Origin of the sequence: Streptomyces fodineus (assembly GCF_001735805.1) — a bacterium.
Classification (GTDB): Bacteria; Actinomycetota; Actinomycetes; order Streptomycetales; family Streptomycetaceae; genus Streptomyces; species Streptomyces fodineus.
In genome coordinates this window covers 9,524,491-9,543,388 of the sequence record NZ_CP017248.1, presented here as the reverse complement: position 1 = coordinate 9,543,388, position 18,898 = coordinate 9,524,491, and the positions used below count along the sequence as shown (strand labels likewise).

The 18,898-nt window shown below is 69.1% G+C and carries 17 protein-coding genes and 2 pseudogenes; 10 read left to right on the top strand and 9 right to left on the bottom strand.

Features of this window, described 5'->3' with window-relative positions; all coding sequences use genetic code 11:
- Positions 1–328: 328 nt before the first annotated feature.
- On the top strand, positions 329–1,237 hold the full coding sequence (locus tag BFF78_RS41460; RefSeq protein ID WP_069784142.1) for an NAD-dependent protein deacetylase: 909 nt from the start codon (positions 329–331) through the stop codon (positions 1,235–1,237).
- 105 nt (positions 1,238–1,342) lie between these two features.
- Here BFF78_RS41460 and BFF78_RS41455 read toward each other — a convergent pair whose 3' ends face one another.
- Positions 1,343–2,008 carry a nitroreductase gene (locus BFF78_RS41455; protein WP_069783179.1) on the bottom strand — a complete coding sequence of 222 codons (666 nt, stop codon included), beginning with the start codon at positions 2,006–2,008 and terminating at the stop codon, positions 1,343–1,345.
- Between the two features lie 387 nt (positions 2,009–2,395).
- Between BFF78_RS41455 and BFF78_RS41450 the strand changes: the two genes are divergently transcribed.
- Together BFF78_RS41450 and BFF78_RS41445 are read left to right on the top strand one after the other, a co-directional pair.
- The gene (locus tag BFF78_RS41450) at positions 2,396–3,586 is read left to right on the top strand and encodes an NAD(P)/FAD-dependent oxidoreductase (protein WP_069783178.1); all 1,191 of its coding nucleotides are present in this window, start codon (positions 2,396–2,398) and stop codon (positions 3,584–3,586) included.
- 10 nt (positions 3,587–3,596) lie between these two features.
- Positions 3,597–4,536: pseudogene (locus BFF78_RS41445) on the top strand (sigma-70 family RNA polymerase sigma factor).
- 340 nt (positions 4,537–4,876) lie between these two features.
- Here BFF78_RS41445 and BFF78_RS48840 read toward each other — a convergent pair.
- A pseudogene (locus tag BFF78_RS48840) lies at positions 4,877–5,137 on the bottom strand (transposase); the annotation flags it as partial.
- A gap of 316 nt (positions 5,138–5,453) precedes the next feature.
- Here BFF78_RS48840 and BFF78_RS41440 point away from each other — a divergent pair.
- Complete coding sequence (locus BFF78_RS41440) at positions 5,454–6,002, top strand: hypothetical protein (RefSeq protein ID WP_079161700.1); 549 nt, start codon at positions 5,454–5,456, stop codon at positions 6,000–6,002.
- Positions 6,003–6,231: 229 nt separating this feature from the next.
- Here the strand turns inward: BFF78_RS41440 and BFF78_RS41435 are convergent, their stop codons facing one another.
- Positions 6,232–6,801: a carbonic anhydrase gene (locus BFF78_RS41435; RefSeq protein WP_069783176.1), complete on the bottom strand. Its 570-nt coding sequence runs from the start codon at positions 6,799–6,801 to the stop codon at positions 6,232–6,234.
- On the bottom strand, positions 6,788–6,931 hold the full coding sequence (locus BFF78_RS48835) for a hypothetical protein (RefSeq protein WP_159033151.1): 144 nt from the start codon (positions 6,929–6,931) through the stop codon (positions 6,788–6,790). The genes BFF78_RS41435 and BFF78_RS48835 overlap by 14 nt, the downstream gene beginning before the upstream one ends.
- 528 nt (positions 6,932–7,459) lie before the next feature.
- Here BFF78_RS48835 and BFF78_RS41430 point away from each other — a divergent pair.
- Entirely contained in the window at positions 7,460–7,792 is a 333-nt protein-coding gene (locus BFF78_RS41430; RefSeq protein WP_069783175.1) for a helix-turn-helix domain-containing protein, read from the top strand.
- 57 nt (positions 7,793–7,849) lie between these two features.
- On the opposite strand, the gene BFF78_RS41425 is transcribed toward BFF78_RS41430, so the two are convergent.
- The gene (locus BFF78_RS41425) at positions 7,850–8,587 is read right to left on the bottom strand and encodes a hypothetical protein (protein WP_159033150.1); all 738 of its coding nucleotides are present in this window, start codon (positions 8,585–8,587) and stop codon (positions 7,850–7,852) included.
- 449 nt (positions 8,588–9,036) lie between these two features.
- Entirely contained in the window at positions 9,037–9,702 is a 666-nt protein-coding gene (locus BFF78_RS41420) for a TetR/AcrR family transcriptional regulator C-terminal domain-containing protein (protein ID WP_069783173.1), read from the bottom strand.
- A gap of 122 nt (positions 9,703–9,824) precedes the next feature.
- Here BFF78_RS41420 and BFF78_RS41415 point away from each other — a divergent pair, with 122 nt between their 5' ends.
- Positions 9,825–10,274 (top strand): ester cyclase, encoded by a 450-nt coding sequence (locus BFF78_RS41415; RefSeq protein ID WP_069783172.1) that lies wholly within the window; start codon positions 9,825–9,827, stop codon positions 10,272–10,274.
- A gap of 540 nt (positions 10,275–10,814) precedes the next feature.
- Here BFF78_RS41415 and BFF78_RS41410 read toward each other — a convergent pair.
- Positions 10,815–11,039 carry a hypothetical protein gene (locus BFF78_RS41410; protein ID WP_069784141.1) on the bottom strand — a complete coding sequence of 75 codons (225 nt, stop codon included), beginning with the start codon at positions 11,037–11,039 and terminating at the stop codon, positions 10,815–10,817.
- A 196-nt stretch (positions 11,040–11,235) separates the two neighbouring features.
- Between BFF78_RS41410 and BFF78_RS41405 the strand changes: the two genes are divergently transcribed.
- From BFF78_RS41405 to BFF78_RS41395, 3 genes are all read left to right on the top strand, one after another.
- The gene (locus BFF78_RS41405; RefSeq protein WP_069783171.1) at positions 11,236–12,723 is read left to right on the top strand and encodes an alpha/beta hydrolase; all 1,488 of its coding nucleotides are present in this window, start codon (positions 11,236–11,238) and stop codon (positions 12,721–12,723) included.
- Positions 12,724–12,906: 183 nt separating this feature from the next.
- Positions 12,907–13,395 (top strand): class I SAM-dependent methyltransferase, encoded by a 489-nt coding sequence (locus tag BFF78_RS44245; RefSeq protein ID WP_227026190.1) that lies wholly within the window; start codon positions 12,907–12,909, stop codon positions 13,393–13,395.
- Positions 13,396–13,910: 515 nt separating this feature from the next.
- Positions 13,911–14,348 (top strand): subtilase-type protease inhibitor, encoded by a 438-nt coding sequence (locus BFF78_RS41395; protein ID WP_069783169.1) that lies wholly within the window; start codon positions 13,911–13,913, stop codon positions 14,346–14,348.
- A 174-nt stretch (positions 14,349–14,522) separates the two neighbouring features.
- Here the strand turns inward: BFF78_RS41395 and BFF78_RS41390 are convergent, their stop codons facing one another.
- Positions 14,523–16,139, bottom strand: a complete 1,617-nt coding sequence (locus BFF78_RS41390) for an FAD-binding oxidoreductase (RefSeq protein ID WP_069783168.1) — start codon at positions 16,137–16,139, stop codon at positions 14,523–14,525.
- Positions 16,140–16,208: 69 nt separating this feature from the next.
- On the opposite strand from BFF78_RS41390, the gene BFF78_RS41385 reads away from it, so the two are divergent.
- Entirely contained in the window at positions 16,209–16,805 is a 597-nt protein-coding gene (locus BFF78_RS41385; RefSeq protein WP_069783167.1) for a TetR/AcrR family transcriptional regulator, read from the top strand.
- Between the two features lie 183 nt (positions 16,806–16,988).
- Here BFF78_RS41385 and BFF78_RS41380 read toward each other — a convergent pair whose 3' ends face one another.
- Positions 16,989–18,626, bottom strand: coding sequence for a sigma-70 family RNA polymerase sigma factor (locus BFF78_RS41380; RefSeq protein WP_069783166.1), 1,638 nt, complete (start codon positions 18,624–18,626; stop codon positions 16,989–16,991).
- Positions 18,627–18,898 lie beyond the last annotated feature (272 nt).

Genomic DNA, 18,898 nt, shown 5'->3' with positions numbered 1-18,898 from the left:
CGCCCGTCGAAGGCCAAGTCGGCCCTCGCCGACGGTCCCGTCCGTACGACGCAGACTCACGGAGACTTCACCGACGACGCGCGACATGCCCCACCCCCGAGCGAGAAAGGCTCGGTGATAGGCCCGGCCTCGACCAGCTGAGTTCCAGTGTCACGCCGACGGGTACCGCGGCACAGCCGAAAGTGCGACCTGCACTACTACGGGTGAACATAAGACACTTGTTCGTCTCACCGCGTTGTCCTTTGGGCCGAACATGGGCCATGCTCTGCGAGAAAAGGACATACGAAATGAGAACCTACAAATGCGGCCTGTTCCGTACCCTGGCGGCATGCACATGCGCCCCACTCTGAGCTGGACCCCCACCGAGGACCTGCCGCCGGGCAGCACGGATCTCGAGCCGGTCGCCGATGCGCTGAGCAAGGGCGGTGTGCTGGTGCTCAGTGGGGCGGGCCTCTCCACGGAGTCGGGCATCCCCGACTACCGGGGCGAGGGCGGGAGCCTGAGCCGGCACACCCCGATGACCTACCAGGAGTTCACCGCCAGTGCCCAGGCCCGGCGCCGGTACTGGGCGCGGAGCCACCTCGGCTGGCGCACCTTCGGCCGCGCCCTCCCCAACGCCGGGCACCGGGCCGTGGCCGCGTTCGGGCGACACGGTCTGCTCTCGGGTGTCATCACCCAGAATGTCGACGGTCTGCACCAGGCTGCCGGCAGCAGCGTCGTGGAGCTCCATGGAAGCCTGGACCGGGTCGTCTGTCTTTCCTGCGGCGCCTTCAGCCCGCGCCGTGAACTCGCCCGGCGCCTGGAGGCGGCCAATGTGGGCTTCGAGCCGGTGGCCGCCGGGATCAATCCGGACGGCGACGCCGACCTCACCGACGAACAGGTCGCAGACTTCCGCACGCTGCCTTGCGCGAGCTGCGGCGGCATCCTCAAACCGGACGTGGTGTTCTTCGGCGAACCCGTTCCTCCGCAGCGGGTCGAGCACTGCCGCAAACTGGTCCGTGAAGCGGCCTCGCTGCTGGTCCTGGGCTCCTCACTGACGGTGATGTCCGGGCTCCGGTTCGTCCGCCAAGCAGCCCAGGCCCAAAAGCCGGTGCTGATCGTCAACCGGGACCCGACCCGGGGCGACCGGCACGCCCTCACCCGGGTCGCGCTCCCCCTGGGAACGGCCCTCACCACCGTGGCCGGCCGGCTGGGCATCCCTGTCGACGGCGAGACAGCGACGCCGGCCCGGATGTGAAGTCGGCGAGGTGGTACAGCACCTGCATGGCCGACGGGCAGGTCGGTCTCACTGCTGATCCGCGAGAGAGCGGACCACTGCGGCTTGCCGATGGCGGCCCAGCGGTCACGCTCCCACGAAGCTCACCGTTTCCGTCATGTCCGCCCGCCCGGTACGCAGCAGCGGCACGCCTTCCTTCTCGAATCCCACCGAGACGCCGCAGAACAGCACGAGCCCGTCATCGGCTCCGACTGTCTGGCTGACGGTCTTGCGGTACATGGTCCACATCACCTGGGGGCAGCTGTGCAACCCTTCCGCCCTCAGTAGCAGCATGACCGTCTGCAAGTACATCCCCGCGTCACCCCACTGCCCGGGCCCCATCGTCCGGTCGAGGTAGCAGAACAAGCCGACGGGCGCCCCGAACGCCTCCGAGTTCAAGGCTGCGATCTTCATGGGCCTGTCAGGGTCGTCGCGCTCGATTCCGAGCGCCTTGTACCGCTGGGCAGCAGCGGCGGAGAAGCGGTCCAGATACGGCGAGGAGAGTTCGGCCGGGTACATCGGATACTCCCGCTCGTCACCCGGGTCTCCCGCCAGTGCCCTGGCCCGTGCGCGCCTCTTCAGTTCGGCCAAGGGCTCGCCGGTCACGACATACACGTGCCACGGCTGGAGGTTCCCGCTCGACGGAGCCCTCGTCGCGGCAGCCAGCACTCGTTTGAGTGTCTCTTTCGGTACCGGCTCGGCGCTGAACGCCCGCACGGCCCTGCGACTGTCCACGGCCTCATACACATCCACGTCATCGCGTCCTCTCACTCAACCAGGCCCACTTACCGTATTCAGCGGTCAGAGGGGGCGAGCATCTCCAGGGGCTGGGACAGCGCCCCGACGATCAATCCAGTCGTTGAACGGAACTTGGGAACTCCTGCTCCAGCGGGGACAGTCCGAGCCGACGCGGTCGGTGACATCAACTGGGACATCCACGTGGACTCGAGGCATCCGGCATGTCATCCCCGACGAAGCCGACCATGCGGCCAACCGCCAAAGGCGCGGAAGCAGCGGCGGTCGGGCATCCGACTTCGGTACCGCCTGGCCAGTTCAGTGACCCGCGTCACATCCGACTCCTGTCAGCAATCGGGGCGCCGTCTCGTTCAAGGGGCACGCGAACGAGACAGGAGCAACGCCATGAAGCACCGCATCGTCGTACTCGGCGCTGGTTACGCCGGGGCCTTCGCCGCCGGAAACCTGGCCCGTCGGCTCTCCCCCGCCGACACCGAGATCACCGTCGTCAACGCCGTACCCGACTTCGTTGAGCGGATGCGGCTCCACCAGCTCGCGATCGGGCAGGACCTCGCGTTCCGCAAGCTCGCCGACGTGTTCGCGGGCACCGGCGTGCGGCTGCGCCTGGCGCGCGTCACCGGCCTCGACCCCGAGCGCAGGGCCGTCGTAGTGAATGGCGTCGACGGCGACGGCGAGCTCGCGTACGACACGCTTCTCTACGCGCTCGGCAGCTCAGTAGCCCACCATGACGTCCCGGGTGTGGCCGAGTACGCCTTCGATGTGACCGGCCTGTCCTCGGCGCTGCGTCTGCGCGAGCGCCTGGCGGGCCTGGGCGAGGGCGGCACCGTGCTGGTCGTCGGTGAGGGGCTGACCGGCATCGAGACCGTCACCGAGTTCGCCGAGTCCCGGCCCGACCTCTCGGTCGCGCTCGCCGCCCGCGGTGAGCTGGGCGCCTGGCTCTCTCCGAAGGCCCGCCGTCACCTGCGCCAGGCCTTCGATCGGCTCGGCATCACCGTCCACGAGCACACCGGTATCGAAGCCGTCGAGCCGACACGGGCGATCGCCGCCGACGGTACGTCCATCCCGGCCGACGTGACCGTGTGGTCGGCGGGGTTCGCCGTGCACCCCATCGCGGCCGCCGGCGGCTTGGAGGTCGCCGAGACCGGCCAGATCGTCGTCGACCGCACCATGCGCTCGGTCTCGCACCCGGATGTCTACGCCGCCGGTGACGGCGCCTACGCGATCGGCGAGAACGGCCGGCCGCTGCCGATGTCCTGCGCCTCGGCCGGCTACACCAACATGCAGGCGACCGCCGCGATCATCGCGCGCCTGACGGGCAGCGAGGTCCCGACCACCGGGCTGAAGTACTACGGCAACCACATCAGCCTCGGGCGGCGGGACGCGATCTTCCAGATGGTGGACGGGGAAGTCCGGTCGAAGTCCTGGTACCTGGGCGGCCGGACCGCCGCGTGGCTCAAGTCGGGCGTGCTCAAGGGGGCCGGGTGGAGCATCGTCCACCCGACGTTCGGCATACCGAGGCGCAAGCGCCGTCTGGCCACCACGCCTGACCGGGCGGGTGTGAGGGTCGCCGCATAGGCTGCTCGGCATGGACAGCGCAGCCATCGATCGGTTCGAGGCCAGCCGGGGCCGGCTGGCCTCGCTCGCGTACCGTCTGCTCGGCTCGGCGGCCGACGCCGAGGACGCCGTGCAGGACGGGGTTCCTGCGCTGGCAGGCCGCGGACCGGGAACGCATCGAGGCGCCGGAGGCATGGCTGACCAAGGTCGTCACCAATCTCTGCCTCGACCGGCTCCGCTCGGCGCAGACGCGCCATGAGCGCGCTGTCGGAGCATGGCTGCCCGAGCCACTCCTCGAGGGCGACCCTATGCTCGGCCCTGCCGATACCTTCGAGCAGCGCGAATCGGTGTCCTTGGCCGTGCTGACCCTCATGGAGCGCCTCTCGCCGGTCGAGCGGGCCGCTTACGTCCTGCGCGAGGCCTTCTCCTACCCCCACGCCGAGATCGCCGGGATCCTCGACATCACCGAGTCCGCGAGCCAGCAGCATGTCCACCGGGCCCGACGCCGGATCGCCGCCGAGCGCCGCGGCGGTGACCAGGTGGACCCCGCGTCCGCGCGCCGGATCGTCGAGGAGTTCCTCGCCGCCGCCACCTCGGGGCGCACCGAACGGCTGGTGGCGATGCTCACCGCCGACGTGACCGCGGTCTCGGACGGCTATGGACTGGCCCGGCGGCTGCTGCGGTACAAGACGCGCGAGCGCGTCGCCTCCTACGTACGGGCCGGCTTCAAGCCCACTCCGGCGAAGCGGCGCCTGGCGGGCGGCTCCCCCGCGTTCCACATCGCGCTGGTCAACGGCTCCCCGGCCGTCCTCGCCGTGGTCGACGACCGGGTCGTGGGCGCCGTGGCGTTCGAAGTCGGCGACGGCAAGGTCGCGTCCCTGCATGGCATCGCCGCCGCGAACCGGCTCGCGCGCCTCAACGAGGCCTGGCGGCAGTACGAACACGACGCGCCGGTCATCAACGCATGGTGACCAGATCTCCGGGACGGTCAGTTTGATCGGGTCTCTGCCGCGGGCGCGGTGGTGCGGATCGGCGGACTGGTCCGGGCACCGAGGTGGGCGACCAGCACAGGTAGCAGGCGAGTTCACCGGTGGTGCGGTTGCAGCGGATAAGCGGGGGCGGTGGCTGACGCCCGCCCTCGATGTGCAACCAGGCCCAGTCGCAGTAGCGCAGACCCTTCACACCCGTTCCGGCACTCTGCCGGTGCCGGGCAGTGGTGTGCAGCCGGCCTACGACGTTGTCCGCGCGGACAGGGTGCGGCCGTGGTTGATGTGCACCCTGGTCGAGCAGACCACGGCGATGACGTAACACCAGGCGGGGCTTGGTCGCGAACTCGATCTCGTCGGGTATCCGGGCAGCAGCCTGGCGGCGCTCGCCGCCAGTGCGCCAGGAGTGCTCGGGCGGCTAGAGCCGACGGTCGATCAGCGCTCGGCCACGGCTCGTGGCGTGGGCGCAGAACTCGCCGACCTGGGAGCTCTCGATGCATCCGACGCTGCCGGTGTACTGCCGTTGGACGCCCGCCGAGACGTGGCCCTTCTTCACGAAGCCGGTCTCGTCCACGCACAGGACACCGTAGAGCCCGGGGCCAGGCCGTCCAGGGCCGGAGCGTATCGGTCATCGAAGACGAGCCAGGCCTCGGGTGCTCCCTCGTCGGGCTGCCGGGGTGCCGCAGCCCGATCGGTCAATGACGACTCGACGCGCCCAATGGGGGCGCAGTGTGTATTCATTCACGACTCCTGGATCCTTTCCGGCCGGGTTGGACTTCGTGCCGATCAGTTCGACACGCTGGCGACCAGGGCAACTCTTAGGAACCCCTCGGTTGTCCTCGGCCCCGCCGGCCTGCCGGGCGGCAATTTATGATCTTCAGCCTGGTCGAGGGAGGGGTCATATGACGTTTCAGGAATATGTGGAACGGGTCGCCGAAGAGGTCGTGGGAGCGTTTCCGGCGGACACCGGGATCTACGCGGTGACGTTCCGTATCGACAGCGTCGATCAGGATCCGCGGTTCCCGTACGTGGCGATCGGCTACACGACCGAGGCCGACGCCGCGGGCGCGGCGGGGGAGGCGTCGGACGCCTGGGAGGCGCGCTGGAGTTACGCGTTCTTCCCGGAGACCGGGCTTGAAGGGGTGAGGATCCTCGGGCGTGATCCGGACGGCGCGGATTCGCACCGGCGGGAGGCGGAGTCCCGGGGGCTCTGGTACGAGGACGACGATGAGCCGGACGATCGCCACGAGCAACTGGTCGAGTGGTTCTACGAGGTGTGCGTCGCAGCCGCTCGGCATCTCCACGACAGCGGCACGATCGTGGCGGCACTGGGACGGCCGGTCCCGGTGATTCTGTACGACATGTTCGACCCGGACGCGATGTTCCAGCTGACCTCGCACGCCAATCCGGCGGAGCTGATCACCGAGTTCATGACCGCGGACCGGGGTTGAACCGGTCACGGGCCCAAGACCTCAAGAGGGAACGCCAGACGTCGGCCAGGGCGAGGGCCTACCGCACGTGCCCGGCGTGCTCGTCCGCGGTATCGCTCCCCGCGGGCCCTTCCAGAGCACGTATCTCGCCATAGGGCGACTGGACGACCTTGGCCAGAAGCCGACGGCTTCACGCAGACCGCTTGTGCCTCGGGGCTGAGGTCCGGTGTCGCTCCGTCAGTCCGACCGGTTAGGAAGGCTTGCCAACCAGGACTTCTACCTTGCCGGTGTCGAGTGAGTAGTACCCGCCGACTACCGCCAGGGAACCCTTGCGTACCAGCGGGGCGAGGTCCGCGTTGGAGCGAAGTGCGGTGGCGGTCAACTTGACCTGGGCTCGGGCCATCGTGTCGACCGGGTCCGCGCCGCCTTCCTTCACCGCCTGCTCGTACGCTGGCCGCAGAGCCTTGACGATCGCCTGCAGGTTGCCGGGCAGAGGCTTGCCGTCACGCAGGGACTCGTACGCCGCCTTGACGGCGCCGCAGCGCTGATGCCCGAGGACGACGATCAGCGGGGTGCCACTCGTCATGGGACCGTACTCGACGGAACCAGTGACCACCGGACCGTCGGTCTGCGCGCCCGTGCGCATCACGTAGAGGTCGCCCAGTCCGGTGTCGAAGAGAAGTTCCGGCGGCACTCGGGAGTCGATGCACGAGAGAACCGCTCCGAAGGGCTCCTGTTGCTGAGCCACGAGCTGACGCCGGTTCGGATCCCGGTCGGGATGCTGAAGATTTCCGCTTACCCAGCGCTCATTGCCATCCATCAGTCTCGCGAACGCGGCGGCGGGGGTGGTCGGGCTCGCGCTGGGTGAAGCGCTGGTCCCCGAAGTGGCGGGGCTCGTCCCCGAAGTGGCGGGGCTCGTTGCCGAAGTGGCGGCGCTCGTCGATGTGCATCCCGCGAGGGCGACCGCGGCGCTCGCGAGTGAGCCGGCGAGCACAGTTCTACGGTCCAGTCGTCCTGTTGTGTCCATCGGTCGGTCTCCTCTGCGCCGTACGAGCCGGTGCCTGCCTGCAAGGCCAGGGCGATTGTTCAGCGTGGTGGGGTGTCCTGGCGACAGGCACAAGGGGGCGCGGGGTGCTTTGCCCCCGACGGCCTACAGAAACGGGGTCGAGCGGCGGTTTGAGCGTCGGCTTTTGAGCGGCGGGCATGCCCTGACAAGCGAGCTCCCCAGGCCCAAGGCCGGAGGCCCACGCCGTCCATCCAGACGGCCCGGCAGCAGGTGCACAGGCAGGCGGCAGCAGCGCCGATCACCCAACAGGGTGACTTTATGTCCGATTCACGGTGGACTACCGCAGGTCAGCACCCTGGGTGGCGAGTTTAGGGCGTAGATTTCCCACCAACCGAGTTTTTAGTCATAGCTAAAGGTGGCATGCTGATGGAGTGGCAACGAGCGTTGTCTCTCCATGAGTTGGGGGTGAATCATGGGCATTTTTGCCCGTGACGAAAGCCGGACGAACTTAGCGGCGTCCCGGATAGCGCGGCAGGCTACGGCCTCCCTGGCCGGCCTGCTGGCAGGGCAGGGCAAGACCCGCTCCGATCTGGCGGCCGCGATGGGCGTCAGCCCGGGCCGCGTCAGCCAGATCATGTCCGGCGATGCGAACCTGACCGTCCGGACACTCGCCGCCGTAGCGGAGGCGCTGGATGCCGACGTCCAGATCACGTTCTGTCCCCGGCCGCAGTCGACGGACGCCAAAGCCCGCGGCAGCACGGACGCGTCGCCCATCAAGAGCAGCGGGCTCTCGACCCGTCACTGAGCCTCGGGGCCGGCACTTGTGTCACGACGTCATGCCGCTCACGGCTGGCGCCCTCTTTCAGCGGGTGAGCCAGCGGTCGAACCAGCGACGCTGCGGTGGCAGAGCCGGACTGTGGAACGCGTCGTTGGACATCGCCTTCGCACGCAGGGTCTGGAGCTCTGCGTTCTCGCTGCGGCGCCCGTGAACGTACGCGAAGTGCAGCAGGTGTCCGCACTGCGCGAGAGCCGTGCCGAACGCCTGGCGACGGGCGACGAGTTCATCACCCGATGGTTCACGCCCAGCCTGACGGCACGCCTCGTCGATCCCTGTCTGCACGTCCAGTGCCACGTCGATCGCCCTTTCTACATCCGCGTAGATGGCGTTGATCGTCTTGGTCTCGGCGGCGAGCGGATGCCGCTCCAGCAGGTACAGCTTGAGATCGTGGACGAACACCCTGAGCTGGGCAGACGTTTCAATACCGCGCAGAAAGCGGTCCGACCAGGTACAGGCGTCGAGGTGCACGCGCTGCACCAGCCGCTCCCTGACCAGGGCGATGCCCAGTGTCATGAACTTGACGTACGGCTGCGCCGTCTCGTCCTGCTTCCGTCGGGGCAGCGCGGTAGCCCCCGTCGCGGCACCCGCGATCACCGGAGGAATCGACGCCGCGTGCGGCAGCAGCACCACCGCGCCGGCCGCCACCGCACCCATCAGTGCCAGCACGAGCAGCGTCAGGCCAGACGATGCCCAGCTGCCCAGCAGCCGTCCTTTGCCGGAGAACTCACGTGCCAAACCAACCCAGGCGATGGCAGCGCTCACGGCAGCGGGTAACACGTAATCAATTAACCAGGTGTGGTGAAGCCAACCCATCAACGGCCTCCCCAAGACGTTCCACGGACCGGCCGGACGGCCTTCGGCGTGCGGACGCCAAAAGGCCTCCCTCTCGGCACATGTCACACCAGCACTGAGCCCTCTCGCCGCCCACCTGTCGTCAAGAGCTGCCGCGAGTACAGTTGATGATGTCAGCCAACGCCATACCACGCCGTTACTTTGAGCGACAATTGGCCAGCGTGTCGGGCACGTCCAGAAATCCGCTGGTCACGTTCGGATACCTCACCCACCTGACAATCATTGAATGCGATTGCTCTCGAAGCGCCCGCGAACTCCGAAAGGTCAGCGGCCGGTTCGATGCCGGAGATCGCGGTGGGGAGCCGGGGCGGCAGGACGCGACGATGAGGTGGCGGTGGCGATGGCCGGCGGCTGGGGGCTCAGCTCGTGCGCAGTTCGTCGAACCCGAGCAACATCGCGTCGACAGCGAGGGTGAAGCGTTCCTCGTCGTCCACACCTGCTCCATCGCGCGCGGCCTTGGCGATGAGCGGATATCGCTCCGCCTCCAACTCGGCCAGCCAGCCCGTGCCGCCCGACTCGTGCGCGTCCACGACAAGCTGTGCCTCCATGATGGCGTGCCCGATCGCAAACACCGACAGCGCGTTGAGGGCATGCAAGGCACGACCGAGTGGAAAACCGTTGTCCGTCAGCATGCGCAGGCACCCCTCGATGCCGTCGAGCGTCGCCTGGGTGACCGCAGGACGGGAGGCGGCGAGCGGAAGGATGGCCGGGTGCCGTAGCAGACCCTCGCGCAGTGCCGTGGCGTACTCACGCAGTGCCTCCTGCCAGTCGGAGGACCCGTCCATCGCTGGTACGGCAGCTCGGAACACCTGCTCCACCAGCCCGTCGAGCAAGGCGTCCTTGTTCGGGACGTAGTGATAGAGCGTCATCGCCTCGACATCGAGCTGCTCGCCGAGTGAACGCATCGTCAGGGCCTTGAGCCCCCTGCGGTCCACCAGATCCAGTGCCGCGTCAAGGATTCGCTGCCGGCTCAGTCCTGCGCGCTCGCCACGTCCGCGCCGCGCACCCGGCTTCTCCGCCGTCATACGTCGCCCTTCCCCCAACCCTCCGAGCGGTTGACTTTCTTACAAGGTAAGGCAAGGATCGATCCCAGCAAAACTTACATCGTAAGAATCCGACCCCGTTCCCCGACACCACAGGAGTGGAGATGTCCTCCGCCACCGCCTTCAGCCCCAAGCAGGTCGTCCTCGGCTTCATCACCGCGCTCAACGACCGCTCGAGTCAGGACTGGGTGCAGTACCTCGCACCGGATGTGATCGACCACAACAAGATCATTTTCGGTGAGGACGAAGCGCCGGGCGCTGCGATAGAAGGCTTCCGGCAGCAGCTCGCCGCGTTCAGCACCGAGCACCCGGACGACGGCTTCCGTGCGGAACAGCTCATCGCCGAGGGTGACGAGGTCGTAGCCCGGCTTCGGGTGCGCGGCGTACACACCGGACATCACCCCCGGATGCCCGAGCCGACCGGCCGACGTTGTGACGTCGAACAGATCTGGATCTTCACCGTACGCGCAGGCAGGATCGCCGAGATCCGTGCTGTGAGCGACCGCCTCGGAATGTTCCTGCAGCTCGGCTGGGACTGGCCGAGCGAGGACTGAAGGAGCGTGTACGGTTCCAGGCACCACGCCGCGTGACACGGCCGGCCTCGACTGTGGAGCGGGGCCGCTGAACTGATGCTCACTTCCGGTCGTGGGCTCCGGGTGACCGTTCCCGGAACCACCCACGGGGCTACGGTACTTGAGCGCAGACCGGCACGGCTCGGGACCGGCGCCTGGCCTTCGCGGCGCGGCCGGGCCATTGCGGCGGCCCGGCCGCCGCCGGTTCCCGCGAGCGCACAGGAGGGGATGTGTGCTCCGCGCAGGCTCGCGAGCCGGCGTCCCGAGCAGTGGCGCTGCTTGTTCGGTGTCCGCGCCAGGGGTCCCGGCGCGTGGCGTGCGTGCGACGCGTGACCGCCCCGCAGTGAGGCACGCCAGAAGGGGCACCGCACCAACGTGTCATGCTGGCGGCGCCGGATCACCACCACGGCCCGTCCCGCTCACTCAACACCGCGGCGGAAGGGCGGGGTGCCGAGGACCGAAGGGCCCCGGCGTACGGCGTGCGCCTGCCCGTACGGGGCGTGCGGGGACTACGAGGACCGACTACGCCTCGCCGGTGGCGAACAGTTCCAAGTGCCCGCACTTGGGACAGCGGAACGCCTCTATCTGCCGCCGAGGTCGGCCCATCCGCTTGGCACCTCCGAAAATCCCCCGCTCCAACGCGCCTTCTATCCAGCGCGCGTAGCCACGCGAGTGCTCGCCGGCGTCCTCGATGAAACCTTCCATCAGACCGACGGTGCCGCAATGGGTGCACGTGTAGTTGCTCATCCGGTGAGTGTAGAAAACGGTGCGCACGGTCAGGACGGCAGCAGCACCATGTGTGAGGCCGTGGCGTACGACGACGAGGGCCGGCAACGCGACGTGGGGTGCCGGGCCGAGGGCCGGCGGCTCGGGGTCAACCTTTCCGTCTTCCCCCTCATCTTGCTTTCCGGCAGCAGTGGAACTCATCTGAAAGCAGGAACACTTGCTCAGTACGACCTCTCCCTTCAGCCGACATGGTGCGGCCCTGGCCGCCACTCTCGGGCTCGTCATCCTCGCCGCGCCTCAGGCGGCCGCCACGGGGGTGGTCGCCACGGCCACCGGGCCCGCCGCCCTCCACTGGTCCACCTGCCCCACCGGCTCCGAAGCACCTCGCGGTACCTACTGTTCCACCCTCAAGGTGCCCCTCGACTACGCCAGGCCGAACGGCCGGCAGATCAAGCTCACCCTGTCGATGGCCGGCGACCTGAACGCCCCCCGCACTCTCGTCGTCAACCCGGGTGGTCCGGGCGAACCGGGTATCGGCACGGCGAAGTTGGTGTGGAGTTCGCTGCCCCAGGATGTCGCCACGCAGTACAACGTGGTCAGCTTCGACCCGCGCGGCGTCGGCGCCAGCACCCCGGTCTCCTGCGGAGACACGGCCAAGCTGGTCAAGCATCCGGCCGCGCCGTACACGCCGACGACGGATGCTCAGGAGCAGGCGCGGCTGACCGTGGCCCGCAAGATCGCCGAGCAGTGCGGCGCGAGCTCCAAGGACCTGCTGCCGTACATCACGACCGAGAACGCGGCCCGCGACATGGACCGGATCCGTACCGCGTTCCACCGCGACAAGCTGGACTACCTCGGGTATTCGTACGGCACGAAACTCGGCGCCACCTACGCGACACTGTTCCCTTCGCACACGGGCCGCATGATCCTCGACAGTGTCGTCGATCCGACCGTGACCACCTACACCTCGCAGTACGAGCAGGACCCGGCGCTCCAGCACCGGGCCGGCCAGTTCTTCGCCTGGGCAGCCACGAAGAACGGGACCTATCACCTGGGCGCCAGTGCGGCGCAGGTGTCGGCCGCGTGGAACGCCGTCCGCAAGGGGCTGGACGCTCACCCCGCCGGGAGCAGGGCGGGCAGCGCGGAGATCGACGATCTGCTCGCCTCCGCCATGTACACCGACCTGGACTGGGGCAACGTGGCCCAGGCCGTGTCGGATTACCGGCGCGGGGATGCGAGCACGCTGCTCGGCGCAACCGACCAGCTCGCCCTCGGCGGCGTCGACCCGGCCCAGCTCGCCTACAACTGCGTGGACGACGCCTGGCCCCGCAACTGGGCGACGTGGCACCGGGACACCGCGTCGGCGGCTCCGGGTGCTCCCCTGTTCGCCTGGCTGAACTCCTGGTACAGCGCGCCCTGCGCATTCTGGAAGGCGCCGACGGCCCGGCCCGTGAAGATCGGCTCCGCCAAGGTACCGCCGATCCTGCTGCTCCAGTCCAAGGACGACCCGGCGACCCCGGTCGAGGGCGCACGACGCATGCACCAGGTGCTGGCCGGGTCCCGCCTCGTCGTCGCGGGCGGCGGCAACCACGGCCAGTACCTGTTCGACGGGAACACCTGCATGGATGGGCACGGCAGCCGCTACCTGCTCACCGGGCGTCTCCCGGCCGACAACGCCACGTGCCCGGCGGCCCCGGCGCCGTGAGCGACCCCAGCACGAACAGGCGATATCCATGACACAGCGCCCCGTGACCACTCCCTACAGCACCGGCATGCTGAGCAATGACGCCCTCCGCGAACGTGACCGCTTGGAGTCCATTCAGCGCAGCGTCGACTTGTTCACCACCAACATCCTCGACGGCCTTCCCGTGCAGACGTCCGGAACTGCCTGGAGTCGGGTGCAGGCGCCGGCTCCATCGCCTACTGGCTCGCCGCACGCCGTCCGGGCGGACGCGTGGTCGCCGTCGACCTCGACACCCGCCACCTCGACGCCGGCCGCGCCACCAATCTGGAGATCCAGGAAGCCGACGTCACGCATGAGGACTACGCGCCGGGCACCTTCGACCTCGTCCACGCCCGCTACCTGTTCTGCCACCTCCCCGACCGAGACGAGATGATCACACGGGCCGCCGGCTGGCTCTCCCCCGGCGGCTGGCTCATCGTCGAGGAGCCCTACGACCTGCCGGCCGTCCACTCACCCCGAAAAGGACCGCGGGCGCCCGCTCATCCACCGGGCGGCCCCCACTCTCCTGGCCAGCGGCCTCATCACCGACACAGACCTCACCGCATTCGACGAACTGCTCAAGGACTCGGCATTCATCGATATCCCTCAACCATCTCGGCATGGGGCCGCCGCCCATGGGACACCCCGGCCTGACATCAGTTCTCCAGACAGGCGGCCGTCACCGGCCAGCGGCGCGGGAGGGGGAAACCGGTGACGAGAGCGCCGTGTTGCGCATCGTCCGTACCGTCTCGTCGGCCACTGTGTGCGCGGGCCCGGTCGAGCGACGCCGCCCGACCCATGTCATCCGTCGCGCCGACGGCATCCCGGGAGCGGCCTGGATGAACCGCGAAGCAACCGCGAACGAGAGGCATCGAGGCTCAAGAGCGTCCTGACCACGTGGCAGGCTCCGACTTCCGGCCATTCTGTGCTGTGCCGCGATCACCCTGACCAGGGCGTTCCTGCCCTCCGGACTAGCAGGATTCACGTCGCCACTGAGTGAATGAGGTCTTTCACCAGGCCGATCACACTCTCAACCTGCACACATGTCATTCACAACCTGCACATAAGTCGGGCACGTCTCAAACACGTGCCGCCAACTGGCCTTGCTCCGTTGCTCAGGCGAAGCTGCTCCCGGCCCACACGGCCACCCCCCTCATGAAGGAGCTCACATGCGCATGACCCTGCGCTTCGCCACCATCGCCACGGCCGCCGTCAGCCTGACCGGCGCGACGCTCGCCACGGCTTCGGCCACGGCCACCGCGGCACCCGCCAGCCTCTACGCGCCCTCGGCGCTCGTGCTGACCGTGTCCTATCCCGGCGGCTCGATCGACACCGCAGCTCGCGCCGTCACGCTGAGCTGCGCGCCCGGTGCCAGCGGCACGCATCCCGCTCCCGCCGCGGCCTGCGCGGAGCTACGCAACGCCGGCGGCCAGTTCGACTCCCTGCTGTCGCAGACGCCCGGCCAGGCCTGTATGAGGCTCTGGTCCCCGGTGACGATCACGGTCGACGGCGTCTGGCAGGGAACCCGCACGTCCTGGAAACACACCTTTGCGAACTCCTGCGAAATGAACAACACGATCTCGCAGAGCAGCCTCCTCGGCTTCTGACGCGAAATCGTTCGTGACATCACGGCCGGACGGCACGTGAGCGGCATCCAGGCCGCCGTGCGGACGAGGCTGGACGCGAACAGCGTGTCCAGGTCGTCCCAGGCGGGCTCCGGTCCGCTGGGGTGACGGTCGAGGCCGACCTTGCGCACCCGGGCTCCCGCTAAGCGGCCGAGGTCAGGGTGCGGGGAGAAGCACTCCGGGATTGAGGATGCCGGCCGGGTCCAGCGCGGTCTTGGCGGCTGTCAGTGCCGCGGCGAACGGGCCGGGGCGCTGGCGGTCGTACCAAGGCCGGTGGTCCCGCCCGACCGCGTGATGGTGGGTGATCGTGCCACCGCATGTGTGGATCGCCTCGGACACCGCGTTCTTGATGTGGTCCCACTGGGCCACCGTGCTGCCCCAGCGGCCCGGCGCGTACACCCCGAAGTACGGCGCCGGCCCGTCGGGATAGACGTGGGTGAACCGACAGGTCACCACTCCGGTTCCGGCGACCTCGTGGATGGCCTGCCGGGCTGCCTCGGTGACCGTCTGATGGAGGACCTCGAAGCGGTCCCAGGTGCATGCCGTCTCGAACGTCTCCACGATCACCGAGTGCCGGGCCAGCGCATCACGCTGGTAGGGCATCCGCAGAAACGACGAGCGCCAGGTATCCGCGGCGGTGTCACCGGCGGCAGCCTTCTCCGGCACTGCCTCCACGTCCCGGCCCGGCACCTCGCCGGTGTCGACGGCCGGCTCTCCACCGTGGTCACGGCACAGTTCCACAGCCCGCTCCAGGTCGACACGGACGGGATGGTCCGCCGACTCGAAGGCGAGGACGAGCAGAGCGCCGCCGACGCTCACACCGGCGTTGATCAGCGCCTCGGCCGCGTCGAGAAGCCGGCAGTTCGCCGGGTTCAGCCCGCTCTGCGCGATCGCCCGGGTCGCTGCCACCGCCGCCGTGTAGTCACCGAACCGCACGGTTGCCCTGGCACGCCAACGGGGGCGCTCCTGAAGGCGCATCCACGCTCCGGTGATGATGCCCAGCGATCCCTCGCTGCCCAGGAAGAGCCGGTCCGGTGACGGTCCCGCACCGGATCCCGGCAGCCGCAGCGAGGCGCTCACCCCGGCGCCCGTCACCACCCGCATCGACTCGACCAGATCGTCGATGTGCGTGTACAGCGTCGCGTAGTGGCCGCCGGCGCGAGTGGCGAGCCAGCCGCCCAGCGTGGAGAACTCGAAGGACTGCGGGAAATGGCGCAGCGTCAGCCGGTGCGGCCGCAGTTGGTCCTCCAGGTGCGGGCCGAGCGCGCCGGCCTGGATTCGCGCGGCCCGAGTCGTCCGGTCGATCTCCAGGACCCGGTTCATGTGCCCGAGATCGACGGTGACCACGGCGGGGTGGCCGTCGCACCGCGGCTCGATGCCGCCGACCACCGAACTGCCGCCGCCGTACGGCACCACGGCGACACCCTCGCGGGTGCACCAGTCGAGGAGATCGATCACGTCCTGCTCCCCAGCGGGCCGGACGACGAGGTCCGGCACATGGCGCAGATCGCCGTGCAGGTTGCGCACCACGTCCCGGAACGCCTTGCCGTGCGCGTGCGCGGCCCGGTCCTCCGGTTGCGCCGAGCACAGGCCGGCGAGCGAGGCGGGAGGGGTGACGCGGGGCCTGGGCAGGTCCAGCGCGGAGATGTCCGGTGGCTCGTGACCGGTCAACTCGCCCGGCATCAGAGCCCGCACGCGTGCCAGAAGCGTCTCGAGTTCGGCGCCGCGCACGGCGTCCTCGACGTTTCCCCATCCCCACCACGACCGCGCCACGACCTCGACCCCTCGAATTGACCCGTGGGTAAATTACCGAGCGGTCATATCGTGGACTAGAGTGCGGGTATGGGCAAGGCCGGAACCAAGGGCGTCTCCCGTGCCGACCGGGAGGGGCAGATCATCGACGTGGCCGTGGAGGAATTCGGCGAACACGGCTACGCGGGTGTCTCCGTCGCCGCCGTCGCACGGCGCGCGGGCATCTCGAAACCTCTGATCTACACCTACTTCGACTCCAAAGAGGGCCTCTACCTCGCCTGTGTGCACCGGGTGGGCGGGCTTCTGGTGAACACGGTGGCCGCGGCCCGCTCGCGCAGCGGAACGACCGGTCACGCGCTGGACACCCTCTCCGCGATCTTCACCGCGGTCGAAGGCTGCCGGCACGCCTGGTCCGTCCTCTACGATCCGGCTCTGCCGCCGGCCGGTGAGATGCGCGACGCCGTGAACCACTACCGCGGACGGCTCGCCGCCATGGGGGCCGCGGGTGCCACGGGACTCCTCACCCACGCCGGACACGACGACCCGCTGGACCATCAACTCCTCAACCATGTCTGGCAGTACGCCGTGACCGCCGTGATGCGCTGGTGGTCCGATCATCCGGACCAGAGCGCGGCCGAGATGACAGCCCGTTGCAGCCGCCTTCTCCACGCACTTGGCACCGGCTGACCCGCACGCCTGGCGGGACACCGGAACGTCCGAGGGTGCGCGGGGCGTGCCGAGGGGCGGCCTCGTCGAGGCGGTGGCGGGACCGTGGACGGGTCTCGGCACCGCGCAGGCTTCAGCGAGCGGCCCACGCGAGCGGCGTTGGCCCGGCGGCAGCGGCCGAGCCGAGGCCGCACCAAAGATGCGTCACATCTTCGCGCCGAAGTCCTGTGTCCACCAGGGGCCGCCCGCGCCCTTGTGAACCCCCACGCCGATGTCCTTGAAGGAGCAGTTGAGGATGTTCGCCCGGTGGCCGGGGCTGTTCATCCAGGACTCCATGACAGCTGAGGCGGTCTGCTGGCCCTGGGCGATGTTCTCGCCGTATGTGGACCAGCGGTAGCCGGCGGCGGTGATGCGCTGTCCGGGATCCGCGCCGTCCGGGTTGGTGTGGTCGAAGAAGTGGCGTGCGGCCATGTCGTCGGAGTGGCCCTGGGCCGCCTTTTGCAGTTGCGGGTCCTCGGTGAGCGGACCGCAGCCGGCGGCTGACCGTTGCTTGTTCACCAGCGCGACGACCTGGCCGACGACGTCGGTCGGATCCGGCTGAGTCTGTGGTGTGTTCGGCGCGACAGGAGTCCTGCGGGCGGATTCCGGGGTTGTGGGTGTGCTCTTTCTGGCAGGGGTCGCCGGCTTCGTGGCGTTCGCCTTCTTCGGCTTCGTCACGGACGGAGACGGAGAAAGCGAGGGCGACGGCGATCCGTCCTCAGCGCTGGGCGTGGAGCGGTCCAGGATGGGGGCGGCCGCACTTCGCTCGGCGTTCGCGGGGTCGGCACTGGTGCCGGAGTCGGTGCCGAAGTACCACAGGCCACCTCCCGCGACGCAGGCCGCGACGACGGCGCCACCGACGGCCCGGCGGCGCACCCGGCGGCGCCGACGGGACTGGCTGCGCGAGCCGGTGCGGCCCCGTACGCCACGCCGTCCGGCGCCCGATCCCGAGCCCGAGCCACCCCCCGGTATGTCGAACCGGGCGACAGCACCAGCCGGGGCAAGCCTTACCGACCCGGAGGAGACCGCGGCAAGCAGTGCAGGTGACGCGGCGATCAGTGCCAGGCCCGCCAGCAGCCCTTCTGCCGGCATCAGTCCGCTCCACAACCCGCTGCAGTGCGTGCAGCCGCGCGCGTGCCGGGCTATTCGCTTGCGCCACAGAGCCGCGGGCCTGCCGTCCCAGGGGGCCAGCACGATCCGGAGTTCCTCGCACCGCGGCCGTGCGTCGAGTGCTCGTACCACCACGCGGGCCGCCTCCAACTGCGCCTTCATGCGCTGGACCCGGACGGCGGCGTGCTGAGGCGAGAGGTCCAGGGCCGCGGCGACCTCGGCCCGCGTGAGTTCGCCGGCGCACTCCAGCCACCACAGGGACAGCAGTTCCTGGTCGTCGGGCTCCAGCCAGCGTGTCGCCCGCGCCGTCTCCAGGCGCTGCCCGGTGAGCTGGAGCTGGACGACGGTCAGATCGACGAAGTCGGCACCCGGATCGGCCAGGTCCTCGGCCTCATCCACGCCACCCGGGGCGGAGAGACGATTCTGCCGGTGCTCCCGGACCTGGTTCATGGCGATCGCCACCAGCCAGGAACGGAACCGCTCGGGAGCACGCAGTCCGCCCAGTCCGTCCAGGGCGCGCAACATGGTCTCCTGCACCACGTCGTCCACATCCACCGAGCCGTTCAGAGCCCGGCCCACGATGTTGTAGACCAGGGTGAGGTACGCGTTGACCAAGGCGTCCTGGGCCTGCGTGTCGCCCTCTCGGGCGGCCGTGACCAGTGCCGCCGTCTCCATCGCGTCCTGCGTGCTCATACCCATGCTTCCTGTCCTCGAGACCGCACGATTGTGTCCGATACCTGGGAGACCGTGCGACGCGCCTCGGATAACACTTCTTCGCCAGGTAATCCTGATCGGTCCGAGGACCACTGCTCGGATGTCGTACGGCGACGCCGTGGTCCGGCAGCCGAGCGCGGGGCGCGTCCGCCGCCGCGCCGAGACCGGCATGCGGTTCGCCGGCGACCCCGGCCGTGCCGACCGGCGAACCGCTGATCCGGCCCTGAGACGCACGACGGCTTACCCCTGAA